This is a genomic window from Pseudomonas sp. Irchel 3F6 (genome assembly GCF_900187595.1).
GTDB lineage: Bacteria > Pseudomonadota > Gammaproteobacteria > Pseudomonadales > Pseudomonadaceae > Aquipseudomonas > Aquipseudomonas siliginis.
Genome location: NZ_FYDP01000003.1, coordinates 510,896 through 523,827, shown reverse-complemented (window position 1 = coordinate 523,827; position 12,932 = coordinate 510,896). Strand labels below are relative to the sequence as shown.

At 59.6% G+C, this 12,932-nt stretch carries 13 protein-coding genes; 5 read left to right on the top strand and 8 right to left on the bottom strand.

Annotation, left to right across the window (positions count from 1 at the left end; translation table 11 throughout):
- Positions 1–113: 113 nt before the first annotated feature.
- Positions 114–497, bottom strand: a complete 384-nt coding sequence (locus CKW30_RS13975) for a PaaI family thioesterase (RefSeq protein WP_095181100.1) — start codon at positions 495–497, stop codon at positions 114–116.
- A complete protein-coding gene (locus tag CKW30_RS13970; RefSeq protein WP_056787091.1) occupies positions 497–2,821 on the bottom strand; it encodes a Tex family protein in 2,325 nt (774 codons plus the stop codon). Before CKW30_RS13970 ends, CKW30_RS13975 begins: the two co-directional genes overlap by 1 nt.
- A gap of 358 nt (positions 2,822–3,179) precedes the next feature.
- On the opposite strand from CKW30_RS13970, the gene ompR reads away from it, so the two are divergent.
- Positions 3,180–3,920, top strand: coding sequence for a two-component system response regulator OmpR (gene ompR, locus CKW30_RS13965; protein WP_016772186.1), 741 nt, complete (start codon positions 3,180–3,182; stop codon positions 3,918–3,920).
- Positions 3,921–4,034: 114 nt separating this feature from the next.
- The gene (locus tag CKW30_RS13960) at positions 4,035–5,348 is read left to right on the top strand and encodes an ATP-binding protein (protein ID WP_095181099.1); all 1,314 of its coding nucleotides are present in this window, start codon (positions 4,035–4,037) and stop codon (positions 5,346–5,348) included.
- A 129-nt stretch (positions 5,349–5,477) separates the two neighbouring features.
- Here the strand turns inward: CKW30_RS13960 and rimK are convergent, their stop codons facing one another.
- The 3 genes from rimK to CKW30_RS13945 are packed head-to-tail and all read right to left on the bottom strand — an operon-like array spanning position 5,478 to position 7,654.
- Positions 5,478–6,383, bottom strand: a complete 906-nt coding sequence (rimK, locus tag CKW30_RS13955) for a 30S ribosomal protein S6--L-glutamate ligase (protein WP_024011184.1) — start codon at positions 6,381–6,383, stop codon at positions 5,478–5,480.
- Positions 6,380–6,841 (bottom strand): ATP-dependent zinc protease, encoded by a 462-nt coding sequence (locus tag CKW30_RS13950; protein ID WP_177434215.1) that lies wholly within the window; start codon positions 6,839–6,841, stop codon positions 6,380–6,382. The genes rimK and CKW30_RS13950 overlap by 4 nt, the downstream gene beginning before the upstream one ends.
- A gap of 33 nt (positions 6,842–6,874) precedes the next feature.
- Positions 6,875–7,654, bottom strand: coding sequence for an EAL domain-containing protein (locus CKW30_RS13945; protein WP_095181098.1), 780 nt, complete (start codon positions 7,652–7,654; stop codon positions 6,875–6,877).
- 116 nt (positions 7,655–7,770) lie between these two features.
- On the opposite strand from CKW30_RS13945, the gene CKW30_RS13940 reads away from it, so the two are divergent.
- Positions 7,771–8,178 (top strand): RNA-binding S4 domain-containing protein, encoded by a 408-nt coding sequence (locus CKW30_RS13940; protein WP_016772182.1) that lies wholly within the window; start codon positions 7,771–7,773, stop codon positions 8,176–8,178.
- 97 nt (positions 8,179–8,275) lie between these two features.
- On the opposite strand, the gene CKW30_RS13935 is transcribed toward CKW30_RS13940, so the two are convergent.
- A complete protein-coding gene (locus tag CKW30_RS13935; protein WP_095181097.1) occupies positions 8,276–9,076 on the bottom strand; it encodes a phosphatase PAP2 family protein in 801 nt (266 codons plus the stop codon).
- Between the two features lie 107 nt (positions 9,077–9,183).
- On the opposite strand from CKW30_RS13935, the gene hslO reads away from it, so the two are divergent.
- Together hslO and CKW30_RS13925 are read left to right on the top strand one after the other, a co-directional pair.
- Positions 9,184–10,086, top strand: coding sequence for an Hsp33 family molecular chaperone HslO (hslO, locus tag CKW30_RS13930; protein ID WP_056787111.1), 903 nt, complete (start codon positions 9,184–9,186; stop codon positions 10,084–10,086).
- 181 nt (positions 10,087–10,267) lie between these two features.
- The gene (locus tag CKW30_RS13925; protein WP_016772179.1) at positions 10,268–11,809 is read left to right on the top strand and encodes a phosphoenolpyruvate carboxykinase; all 1,542 of its coding nucleotides are present in this window, start codon (positions 10,268–10,270) and stop codon (positions 11,807–11,809) included.
- A gap of 177 nt (positions 11,810–11,986) precedes the next feature.
- On the opposite strand, the gene CKW30_RS13920 is transcribed toward CKW30_RS13925, so the two are convergent.
- Together CKW30_RS13920 and CKW30_RS13915 are read right to left on the bottom strand one after the other, a co-directional pair.
- The gene (locus CKW30_RS13920; RefSeq protein ID WP_056787114.1) at positions 11,987–12,259 is read right to left on the bottom strand and encodes a type II toxin-antitoxin system mRNA interferase toxin, RelE/StbE family; all 273 of its coding nucleotides are present in this window, start codon (positions 12,257–12,259) and stop codon (positions 11,987–11,989) included.
- The gene (locus CKW30_RS13915; RefSeq protein WP_095181096.1) at positions 12,259–12,705 is read right to left on the bottom strand and encodes a hypothetical protein; all 447 of its coding nucleotides are present in this window, start codon (positions 12,703–12,705) and stop codon (positions 12,259–12,261) included. The genes CKW30_RS13920 and CKW30_RS13915 overlap by 1 nt, the downstream gene beginning before the upstream one ends.
- Positions 12,706–12,932: the final 227 nt, after the last annotated feature.

Genomic DNA, 12,932 nt, shown 5'->3' with positions numbered 1-12,932 from the left:
GCGAAGAGGGTTTTGCAGTCAATATCATCGTCGACTGACACACCGTCTTCGCGAGCAGGCTCGCTTCCACAGGATTCATTGCGCCGAAATTAACTCAAAATGATGAGCAACATCTACAGGACAGCGAAGGTGCCTTGCGCTTTTGCGACCAGTTTGTCGCCCTGCATCACCTCGGCTTCGACCACCAGCGTGCGCCGGCCCGGGTGGATCACCCGCGCCGTGCACAGCACCTCGCCGTCGGAAACGGCGCGGATGTAGTTGATCTTGCATTCGATGGTCGCACTCTGCTGATCGAAGCCATGGCTGCTGGAACAAGCCAGGCCCATGGCGATGTCGACCAGACTGAACAGCGCGCCGCCGTGCAGTTTGCCGCCGCGGTTGCGCAGATCGGGCTCAAGCGCCAGGGCGACTTGCGCCACCCCGGTTTCGAGACTGTGCAGGCGACAGCCCAACAGCTTGAAAAACGCGCTCTCGACGAGCCCGGCCGGCATTTCCATCAGCGTTTCTTCAACTGCTTGGCGTTGGCGAACAGCGAGGCCATCGCATTGTTCACCGGCGCGGCTGTGGCGGTTTCCTTGCGCGGCGCGTTGCCCGAAGACTGGCGCGGTGCCGAGCCCGGACGCGAGCCACGGGCGCCATCGATTTTCTCGCCGGGAGTGTCGCTCATGCGCATCGACAGACCGACGCGTTTGCGCGGGATATCGACTTCCATGACCTTCACTTTCACCACGTCACCGGCCTTGACCGCTTCGCGCGGGTCCTTGATGAACTTCTCCGACAGCGCCGAGATGTGCACCAGACCATCCTGATGCACGCCGATATCGACGAATGCACCAAACGCCGTCACGTTGGTCACCACGCCTTCAAGGATCATCCCCAGTTGCAGATCCTTGAGGTCTTCGACGCCTTCCTGGAACTCGGCAGTCTTGAACTCCGGACGTGGATCGCGACCGGGTTTTTCCAGTTCTTGCAGGATGTCGGTGACGGTCGGCAGACCGAAGGTTTCGTCGGTGAATTTCTTCGGGTCCAGGCGCTTGAGGAACGCGGCATCGCCGATCAGCGAGCGGATGTCGCGGTCGGTTTCAGCGGCAATGCGCTGCACCAGTGGATAGGCTTCCGGGTGAACCGCCGACGAATCCAGCGGGTTGTCGCCGTTCATCACGCGCAAAAAACCGGCGGCCTGTTCGAAGGTTTTCTCGCCCAGTCGCGCGACTTTCTTCAGCGCTGCACGGGTCTTGAACGCGCCGTGTTCGTCACGGTGAGCAACGATGTTCTGCGCCAGCGTCGCATTGAGGCCGGAAATCCGTGCCAGCAAGGCCACGGAGGCGGTGTTCACATCCACGCCCACGGCGTTCACGCAATCCTCGACCACGGCATCCAGACCGCGCGCCAGTTTCAGCTGCGAGACGTCGTGCTGGTATTGGCCGACACCAATGGATTTCGGATCGATTTTCACCAGCTCGGCCAACGGATCCTGCAGGCGACGGGCGATCGACACGGCGCCACGGATCGACACATCGAGGTCCGGGAATTCCTTGGCCGCCAGTTCCGACGCCGAGTACACCGAGGCGCCGGCTTCGGAAACCATGACCTTGGTCATTTTCATCGCTGGATATTTTTTGATCAGCTCGATCGCCAGCTTGTCGGTCTCGCGGCTGGCAGTGCCGTTGCCGATGGCGATCAGGTCCACCGAATGCTTGGCGCATAGCGCGGCGAGGATGGCGATGGTCTGATCCCATTTGTTGTGCGGCACGTGCGGGTAAACCGTGGCGTGGTCGAGCAGCTTGCCGGTCGAATCGACCACGGCCACCTTGCAGCCGGTACGCAGGCCCGGGTCGAGGCCCAGCGTCGCGCGCGGGCCTGCCGGAGCGGCCAACAGCAGGTCGTGCAGGTTGTGCGCGAAAACGTTGATCGCTTCGGTTTCGGCGCCATCGCGCAACTCGCCGAGCAGGTCGGTTTCCAGGTGGGTGTAGAGCTTGACCTTCCAAGTCCAGCGCACCACTTCACCGAGCCATTTGTCCGCCGGGCGGTTCTGGTTCTGGATGCCGAACTGCTGAGCGATCATGCCTTCGCACGGGTGCATCGTGCCGGGCAGCTCATCGCCGACTTTCAGCGCGGAGCTGAGAATGCCTTCGTTGCGGCCACGGAAAATCGCCAGGGCACGGTGCGATGGCATGCTTTTCAGCGGCTCGTCGTGTTCGAAGTAATCACGGAACTTGGCGCCTTCCTCTTCCTTGCCGGCGATGACGCGGGCACTGAGGATCGCTTCCTGTTTGAGGAAATTACGCAGCTTTTCCAACAGGCTGGCGTCTTCTGCGAAGCGCTCCATGAGGATGTACTTGGCGCCTTCCAGCGCAGCCTTGACGTCGGCCACACCTTTTTCGGCATCGACGAAGCGTGCGGCTTCGGTTTCCGGCGACAGGTTCGGGTCGTTGAACAAGCCGTCGGCCAGTTCGCCGAGGCCGGCTTCGAGGGCGATCTGGCCCTTGGTGCGGCGCTTCTGCTTGTACGGCAGGTACAAGTCTTCGAGACGGGTTTTGGTGTCGGCGAGCTTGATGTCGCGTTCCAGAGCAGGGGTGAGCTTGCCTTGCTCTTCGATGCTGGCGAGGATGCTGATGCGCCGTTCGTCGAGTTCTCGCAGGTAGCGCAGGCGCTCTTCCAGATGACGCAACTGAGTGTCATCGAGGCTGCCGGTGACTTCTTTCCGGTAACGGGCGATGAAGGGGACGGTAGAACCTTCATCGAGTAGCGCGACGGCCGCTTCGACCTGTTGTGGGCGTACGCCGAGTTCCTCGGCGATGCGGCTGTTGATGCTGTCCATAAAACCACCTGACATAGTATGAAAGCAGGCTCGCAGGCACGCAGATAATGGCCTGGAGGCTGATTGAGCGGCTGGAAAATTGCCGCTGCCTGGATCAAGAAGCTGCCCATTGACCCGTGAAATCGAACAGTTACTGCACAGGGCCGGAAAAAATACCGGCCACTTACGGTAACGATTCAGACGTTGCCTGGCGCAAAACGCCGCGCATTATAACCAGCGTTCTGTCATTCGGGGGCGTTGCAGGCTGTAGGCATAAACCCCGGTTTTCTGGCAGTGAAGGAAAAATCTGCTAACAATGCACACGGTGCGTATAACGGCAGCTACGCCATAATGCGCGCCGAGCTAAAAGGAGCATCCAATGAGCAGCACAGCACAAACTGCTGAAGGCGAAAAAATTCTTATCGTTGATGACGATCCGGGGCTGAGCAGCCTGCTGGAGCGTTTCTTCGTCAGCAAGGGCTACCGTGCCCGTACCGTTCCGAACACCGAGCAGATGGACCGTCTGCTGGCGCGTGAAGTGTTCAATCTGGTCGTTCTCGACCTGATGCTGCCGGGCGAAGACGGCCTGACCGCGTGCCGCCGTCTGCGCAGCGCGAATAACCAGATTCCGATCATCATGCTCACCGCCAAGGGCGATGAGCTGAGCCGTATCAAGGGCCTTGAACTGGGCGCCGACGATTACCTGGCCAAGCCGTTCAACCCGGACGAGCTGATGGCGCGGGTCAAAGCGGTATTGCGCCGTCAGGCCGCACCGGTGCCGGGCGCGCCGGGCAGTGAAGACGAAAACGTCACCTTCGGTGATTACGTGTTGTCGCTGGCGACCCGCGAGCTCAAGCGTGGCGATGAAGTGCACATGCTCACCACCGGTGAGTTCGCGGTACTCAAGGCGCTGGTGATGAACGCCCGTCAGCCGCTGACCCGCGACAAGCTGATGAACCTCGCCCGTGGCCGTGAATGGGATGCGCTGGAGCGTTCCATCGACGTGCAGATCTCGCGTCTGCGCCGCATGATCGAACCCGATCCGTCGAAACCGCGCTACATCCAGACTGTCTGGGGCGTGGGTTACGTGTTCGTACCGGATGGCACCGCCACCAAGTGATCGGTGATTTGTAGGAGCGGGTCTGCAAGGCTCTGGTCGCACGGCCATTGCCACAGACTCGCAATCCGCAATATGCGAGCATTGCTCGCTCCTGCAAGTGTGTAGCGGTTAAAGATGAAAACCCCCGTCTGGTTCCCCCAAAGTTTTTTCTCCCGCACCCTCTGGCTGGTGCTGATCGTCGTGCTGTTTTCCAAGGCGCTGACCCTGGTTTATCTGTTGATGAACGAGGACGTGCTGGTGGATCGCCAATACAGCCATGGCGTCGCTCTGACGCTGCGCGCCTATTGGGCCGCCGACGAAGAGAACCGCGCAAAAATTGCCGATGCCGCGACCCTGATTCGGGTGGTCGGCGCCGGTGTGCCGGAAGGCGAACAGCACTGGCCGTACAGCGAAATCTACCAACGTCAGATGCAGGCGGAACTGGGTGCCGACACCGAGGTGCGTTTGCGCATGCACTCGCCGCCGGCATTGTGGGTGAGGGCACCGAGCCTGGGCAATGGCTGGCTGAAAGTGCCGTTGTATCCGCACCCGCTGCGCGGCCAGAAGATCTGGAACGTGCTCGGCTGGTTCCTCGCCATCGGCCTGCTTTCTACGGCGTCGGCATGGATTTTCGTCAGCCAGCTCAACCAGCCGTTGAAGCGCCTGGTGTATGCCGCGCGGCAACTCGGCCAGGGCCGCAGCGTACGTCTGCCGATCAGTGATACGCCGAGCGAAATGACCGAGGTTTATCGCGCCTTCAACCAGATGGCCGAGGACGTCGAACAGGCCGGACGTGAGCGGGAGCTGATGCTGGCGGGGGTTTCCCACGACTTGCGCACACCGCTGACGCGCTTGCGCCTGTCGCTGGAACTGATGGGCGATCACACCGACCTCACCGACGACATGGTCCGCGACATCGAGGACATGGACGCGATTCTCGACCAGTTCCTCGCGTTCATTCGCGACGGTCGTGACGAGTCGGTGGAAGAGGTCGACCTCAGCGATCTGGTGCGCGAAGTCGCCGCGCCATACAACCAGAACGAAGAGAAAGTGCGCCTGCGCCTGGAACCGATCCAGCCGTTTCCGCTGCGTCGGGTGTCGATGAAACGCCTGCTCAACAACCTGATCGGCAATGCCTTGAACCATGCCGGTACCGGCGTTGAAGTAGCGGCGTATGTATCGGGAGATACCAGCGCGCCGTATGTGGTGCTGAGTGTGATGGACCGTGGCGCGGGAATTGATCCGTCCGAGCTTGAAGCGATCTTCAACCCGTTTACCCGAGGTGATCGGGCTCGCGGTGGCAAAGGCACCGGGCTGGGGCTGGCGATCGTGAAAAGGATTGCGGCGATGCATGGCGGCAATGTCGAATTGCGCAACCGGTCCGGGGGGGGACTGGAGGCGCGGGTGAGATTGCCGTTGGGGTTGATGTTGCCGCGTGATGCTGTTTAAGCGCTGAGATCTTCAAGAGGGCGGATGGCCCCTTCGCGAGCAGGCTCGCTCCCACATTTTGGAATGCGATCAACTGTGGGAGCGAGCCTGCTCGCGAAGGCGGCTTTCCAGCCGCCGAATATCTCTGGGTTAACCTTTGCCCTTGGTGCGGGTCATATTCGGCCCGCCATTCTTTTCCAGATGCTCGATGATGATTCCGGCGACATTCTTGCCAGTGGTGGTCTCGATGCCTTCCAGTCCCGGCGACGAATTCACTTCCATCACCAGCGGACCGTGATTGGAGCGCAGGATATCCACACCCGCCACCGCCAGGCCCATGACCTTGGCAGCGCGTAACGCGGTCATGCGTTCTTCCGGGGTGATCTTGATCAGGCTGGCGCTGCCACCGCGATGCAGGTTGGAACGAAACTCGCCCGGTTTGGCCTGGCGCTTCATTGCCGCGATCACCTTGTCGCCGACCACGAAGCAGCGGATATCCGCGCCGCCGGCTTCCTTGATGTATTCCTGAACCATGATGTTCTGCTTCAGGCCCATGAACGCTTCGATCACCGACTCTGCCGCCGTCGCGGTTTCGCACAGCACCACGCCGATGCCCTGAGTGCCTTCCAGTACCTTGATCACCAGCGGTGCACCGTTGACCATGGCGATCAGGTCGGGAATGTCGTCAGGCGAGTGGGCAAAACCGGTGACCGGCAAACCGATTCCGCGCCGCGACAGCAGTTGCAGCGAACGCAATTTGTCCCGCGAACGGGCAATGGCCACAGACTCGTTGAGCGGGAACACGCCCATCATTTCGAACTGACGCAACACCGCGCAGCCGTAGAACGTCACCGATGCGCCGATCCGTGGGATCACCGCGTCAAAACCTTCCAGCGGTTTGCCGCGGTAATGGATCTGCGGCTTGTGGCTGGCAATATTCATGTAGGCGCGCAAGGTGTCGATCACCACCATTTCATGTCCGCGCTCGATTCCGGCTTCGACCAGACGGCGGGTGGAATACAGACGCGGATTACGCGACAGCACAGCGATCTTCATGCAACACCTGTGGAGGAGGTAGATACCGGGAACACCGGCTTGTCTTGTACATATTTGATGCCCGGATTGACCACCAACTGGCCATCGATCAGGGCTTTGGAACCGAGCAGCAGGCGATAGCGCATGGACTTGCGGCAGGCCAGAGTGAACTCCACCGGCCAGACCCGATCACCCAAGGCCAGCGTGGTGCTGATCACATAGCGCACCTGCGCATGGCCGTTGGAGCTCTTGATGGTTTTGCGCGTGACCAGCGGCGCTTCGCAGCGCCGGTGACGCAACTGCACCACCGTGCCGAGATGCGCAGTGAAGCGCACCCATTTCTCGCCGTCGCGTTCGAACGGTTCGATATCGGTGGCGTGCAGGCTGGAGGTGCTGGCGCCGGTGTCGATTTTTGCGCGCAGGCCCGCAACTCCCAAACCCGGGAGCCCCACCCACTCGCGCAGACCGACAACGGTCAAATGATCAAATGTCTTCAAAGAAAAAACCAAGGGTTAACGCTTCCAGGCCCCGTCCGGCACCTGGGCCAACGCTTTGAATGCAGGTCTGGCGAACCAGTAGCCCTGCATCAGGAAAATTCCACAGTCCGCGAGGAAATCCCGTTCCCCGGCGCTTTCTATGCCTTCGGCAATGACTGTAACGTCCAACTCCGCACACATTGTGACAATCCCCCGAACGATCACCTGACGGACACGATCCTGGTCAATATCGCGGATCAGCGCCATGTCGAGTTTGATCAGGTCTGGTTGGAAATCGGCCAGCAGATTGAGCCCCGAATAGCCGGCACCGAAATCGTCGATGGCGGTCTTGAAGCCGAATTCGCGGTATTCACGCAGAATATTGGTCAAATGGCGATAATTATCTACGTGCTCGATTTCCAGAGTTTCGAAAATCAGTCGGTCGATCGGAAAGTTGTGTTTGCGTGCGGCCTCCAGTGTGCTGCGAATGCATAGCTCTGGACGGTAGACGGCGTTGGGCAAAAAGTTGATCGACAAGTGTGTCTGCATATTAAGGCTCGCTGCGCCTTCGATGGCGCGGGTCCGGCAGAGCTGGTCGAAACGGTAGCGGTTGTCTTCTGTAACCTGATTTAACACCGACAGTGCACCTTCCCCTGACACGCCTCGCACTAGCGCTTCGTGGGCAAATACCGATTGATCGCGCAGGTCGACAATCGGCTGGTAGGCGAAGGCAAAATCGAAATCCAGCGGTTCGCTTTGCTGGCAGCCCTGGCAACCGCCCCTGGGTGAGGTCAACGAAGTTGGAAATTTAGTCACGCGGTCACTCCAGGCCGGTCGGGCGGCGAAGATCACAGTCAATCTGGAGGGCCGACTTCTTGCGCCCGACAGAAACGGTAGTACAGTTCCGACTACTGGCTGAGCGAGGAATTCATATGGGACAGAAGCAGGAGGAGGACGACAAGGTCCGTCTCGATAAGTGGTTATGGGCGGCGCGTTTCTACAAGACGCGTGCTCTGGCCAAAGCAGCAATCGAAAGCGGCAAGGTGCATTGTCGTGGCGAGCGCTGCAAGCCGGGCAAGGAGCCGCGCATTGGTGATGAGTTCGAGATTCGCACCGGCTTCGAAGTGCGCACGGTGAGGGTCGAGGCATTGTCGATCGTGCGGCGTGGCGCACCCGAGGCGCAAACCTTGTATGCCGAGACCGAAGCGAGTGTCGCCAAGCGTGAAGCGGCTGCGGCGATGCGCAAGGCGGGCTCGTTGGGCGTGAGCACCGATGGCAAACCGAGCAAGAAACAGCGGCGGGATCTGTTCAAGTTTCGCGGTAGCAGCAACGAAGATTGAAACGTTGTGCCGGCCTCTTCGCGAGCAGGCTCGCTCCCACATTCGATCGAGTCGTCTGTGGCAGCGAGCCTGCTCGCGAATCGAGTACGACGCGGTATCAGGCGCTACGCACCATACTCATCCGCGACACCATCGGCAGCTTGCCCAGCAACGCGAAAATCGGCGCGGTCAGCTTCAACCAGAGGTTCGACGCGTGATAGGCAAACGGCGTGTAGTAACCCCAGCCCAACGCCCACACCGCCAGCAGCACACCGCCGATGTAGTCGTCCTGACCCCAATGCGCGCCGGCCACCAGACGCGGCAACATGAACAATACGGCCAGACCCCAGACCGTTAGAAATTGTCCGACGGTGCGGCTGAACACGCCCATGAACAACGCCCAGATCAACAACACCGAGGCATGATCACCGGGAAAACTCTGGCCCGAGCGGTCCTTCAGCTCCCAGGTTTTTTCCAGATGCGGAAAGTAATCGCTGATGTGCACGGCGCCCTCAAGCACCATTGACGGGCTGCTGTGCTGCCAGCCCATGTGATCGGCGAATTTGGAAAACAGCGCGCGGATCACCACCATCAGCAGCAGGATCGAGAAAAAACCGAAGAACGCGCGACGCACGTCGATCGCCCTGAAAACCCAATCGCCCTTGATCAGCAGCGTCAGCAGAATCAGTCCGACGACGATGTCGAACGGGCGCAGACTTGCAATTGCCCAGATGTGGAGCCATATCGGGTTGCTGGCCAGCGGCGCATTCAACGAGCGGAACAGCCACTCGTCGAAAATCACACACAGCATCTGACCGGTAGGCCATAACCAGAAAGCCAGTAGCGCCAGCGGCACTACGTTACACAGAACCAGCCGGCCGAGGTTCCACCTTGATTGGAACAAACCCGGATTGTTCATAAAATGCCTCCCATGGCGAAAAAGCGCCGGCACCAAAAAAAGTGCCAGCAAGCGCAAATTTTCACGTTTTGTAACCATTTTGTCATCACATTCAGATACCCAGACCTATGACCGACCTAGCGGATACCGATTTCACTCAACGCTTCATCTTCGATGACAGCGACACTCGCGGCGAACTGGTAGCGCTGGAGCGCAGCTACGCCGAAGTCCTCGCCAAACACCCGTACCCGGAGCCGGTCGCGCAGTTGCTCGGCGAACTGATGGCGGCCGCGTCGTTACTGGTCGGCACGCTCAAGTTCGATGGCTTGCTGATTTTGCAGGCACGCTCGGAAGGGCCGATTCCGCTGCTGATGATCGAGTGTTCCAGCGAGCGCGAAATCCGTGGCCTGGCGCGTTACGACGCCGAGCAGATCGCGGTTGACGCGACCCTTGCCGACTTGATGCCGAACGGCGTTCTGGCCCTGACCGTCGACCCGACTGTTGGCCAGCGCTATCAGGGCATTGTTGATCTTGACGGCGAGACCCTGTCGGACTGTTTCACCAACTATTTCGTCATGTCGCAACAGGTCGGCACCCGCTTCAAGCTCTTCGCCGACGGTCGTCGTGCCCGTGGCATGTTGCTGCAACAACTCCCCGCCGATCGCTTGAAAGACGAAGAGGAACGCGCCGCCAGCTGGCAGCATCTCACCGCACTGGCCAGCACCTTGAGCGCTGATGAGCTCATTAGTCTGGACAACGAAACCGTGCTGCATCGCCTGTACCACGAAGAGCAGGTACGTCTGTTTGATGTGCAGCATCTGCGCTTCAGTTGCAGCTGCTCGCGGGAACGCTCCGGCAATGCGCTGGTCAGTCTTGGGCTGGAAGATGCGCTGGCGCTGGCCGCCGAGCAGGGCGGCAAAGTCGAGATCGATTGCCAGTTCTGCAATCAGCAGTACCTGTTTGACGCAGCCGATATTGCTCAATTGTTCGCTGGCGCGGGCGTCGATACGCCGTCAGATACCCGTCACTAAAACGGTTCAGCGCAGGTAAATTCACTGCGGAATGACGGAATATCGCCGTTACGACGGGAGGACCCTACTCTTTTTGGGCTTTTCTGGCATAATCCGGCCCACTTTTTTCGCGGTAGTAGTGCACGACTTTCTACTACAAAACGTTTGGAGCACACTCGGCCACTGGCCGACGGGGAACCTCATGACGCAAGCCAATAACGCCGTGTACACCGATCTGAGTGTTGATGATCTGGTAAAAGAAGCCCTGAATCGCGGTGAAGGCGAGCTTGCCGATACCGGCGCTCTGGTTGTTCGCACCGGTCACCGCACCGGCCGCTCGCCAGTCGACCGTTTCATCGTTGAAGAGCCTTCCACCCAGGCCGCTATCGCCTGGGGCCCGATCAACCGCAAGTTCCCGGCCGACAAGTTCGATGCCCTGTGGGCTCGCGTCGAGGCCTTCAACAACGCGCAAGAGCACTTCGTTTCCCACGTGCATGTAGGCGCGGCGGAAGATCACTACCTGGCCGTGAAAATGACCACACAGACTGCCTGGCAGAACCTGTTCGGTCGTTGCCTGTTCATCAACCCGGCCCAGTACAACCCGGCTGGCCGTGAAGAATGGCAAGTGCTCAACGTTGCCAACTTCGAGTGCGTGCCTGAGCGTGACGGCACCAACTCCGACGGTTGCGTGATCATCAACTTCGCGCAGAAGAAAGTGCTGATCGCTGGCATGCGTTACGCCGGCGAGATGAAGAAAGCCATGTTCTCGGTGCAGAACTTCCTGCTGCCGGCCGCTGACGTGCTGCCAATGCACTGCGCTGCCAACATCGGCGAAGACGGTGACGTGACCCTGTTCTTCGGTCTGTCGGGCACCGGTAAAACCACCCTGTCGGCCGACGAAAGCCGTTACCTGATCGGTGACGACGAACACGGCTGGGGCGAAGGCGTGGTGTTCAACATCGAAGGCGGTTGCTATGCCAAGTGCATCGACCTCTCCGAGAAGAACGAGCCGGTTATCTGGAAAGCCATCAAGCACGGCGCGGTGCTGGAAAACGTCGTCATCGACGACGCCAAGCACGCCGATTATGCCGATGTCAGCCTGACCCAGAACAGCCGCGCCGCCTACCCGCTGGAGCACGTTGCCAAGCGTTCCGAGAAGAACCTGGGTGGCGAGCCAAACGCGGTGATCTTCCTGACCTGCGACCTGACCGGCGTACTGCCGCCAGTGTCGATCCTCAACGAAGAGCAAGCGGCCTACCACTTCCTTTCCGGCTACACCGCACTGGTGGGCTCGACTGAAATGGGTTCGGGCAGCGGCATCAAGTCGACCTTCTCCACCTGCTTCGGCGCACCGTTCTTCCCGCGTCCGGCTGGCGAATACGCAGAACTGCTGATCAAGCGCATCCGCGGCTTCGGCTCCAAGGTCTACCTGGTCAACACCGGCTGGACCGGCGGCGGCTACGGCGTCGGCCAACGCTTCAACATCCCGACCACCCGCGCGGTGATCGCAGCGATCCAGAGCGGCGCTCTGATCGGTGCTGCCACCGAGCACCTGGACACCATCAACCTCGACGTGCCTCTGGCCGTACCAGGCGTCGACACCAACCTGCTCAACCCACGCAACACCTGGGCTGACAAGGCGGCGTACGACGAGGCAGCGAAAGCACTGGCCGGTCTGTTCATCGAGAACTTCAAGAAGTTCGAAGTGAGCGACGCGATCAAGGCGGCTGGGCCGAAGTTGTAAGTAGTAGTTTGCAGTGAATAAAAAACCGCCCTTTGGGGCGGTTTTTTCATGGGCGAAGATTTGGGTAAGCTCATCTCAACGGCGGTTCGTCACTTGCCATGTAGCAGTATTCATTCATTTTTGGCCTGATACGGCCAGAGTAATGCCACTCAACAGTACTGCAACATGATCCTCTAATTAAGGCCATTGCTGCCGTGCATGCATGACACGCAGCACTTCCACCCGGTCTTTTTTGATTGCGTAGACGATGACGTAGTTGGCGGCCGCAACGATTTCACGTGTTCCGAGGACCCTGCCCTTTCGGTACAAGGTTGGGCGCTGTCTTGCTATTTCCCCTTTTGATTCGAACATTTCATCGAGATCCGCAGCAGCGTCTGGGTTGTCCTGACCGATTCGGTCCATTATCCGGTCTCGGTCAGCAAGCGCTTCCGGGCGCCAGACCAACCTCATCAGCGCCCTCGTTGACGCAGGGCATCACGCTTGGCGGCGAATATTCGGCGAGCATCTTCATCGCTGATACTTGGCCTTGGATCATCGATGCTGATCTGCACCTGTCGCTTGAACCATTCCTCATAAGCGGCCGCTTCATGGGCTTGTTTCAACGCTTCAGAGCGATCAGGCCTGGCGTAGGTTTTCAGTTGCAGCGGGTCATAGCCGGAGGCATCCACGTTGAATTGGCTGATGCCCAAGCCCTGCAGATAGATCACAAGCGTCTCCAGCCTCTTGAACAGGCGCACCTGACCACTGCGTTGTGCTGTCAGCGCGCATTTGCGGCTGCCTTGCCGAATCTCGACCGACCAGCCTCCTGGTTTCGCGACGATAATTGTGCCGCTCACAGAACCGTTTTCGACCAAGCGAACGAGGGCGCTGTGATCGATGATTTCAGTGCTGGCCATAAATGCGAGCCCTTCGCTGAGTAATGGCTCCCATCGTACGCAATCAATAGTAGTTTGCAAATTTTGACTCCTGGTGCTGGACACGGCGTGTGCAGCGATGATGTTTCGTTTGTTACTTGGCCGGGGGCATCTGACTTGCAGCAGGTCCCAGCCGTCCTGTGTCAGCAGGTACAGGGCGTGGGTGATGTGGGTGTCGCTGCCAAAGCAGCGACACCCACGACTATAGG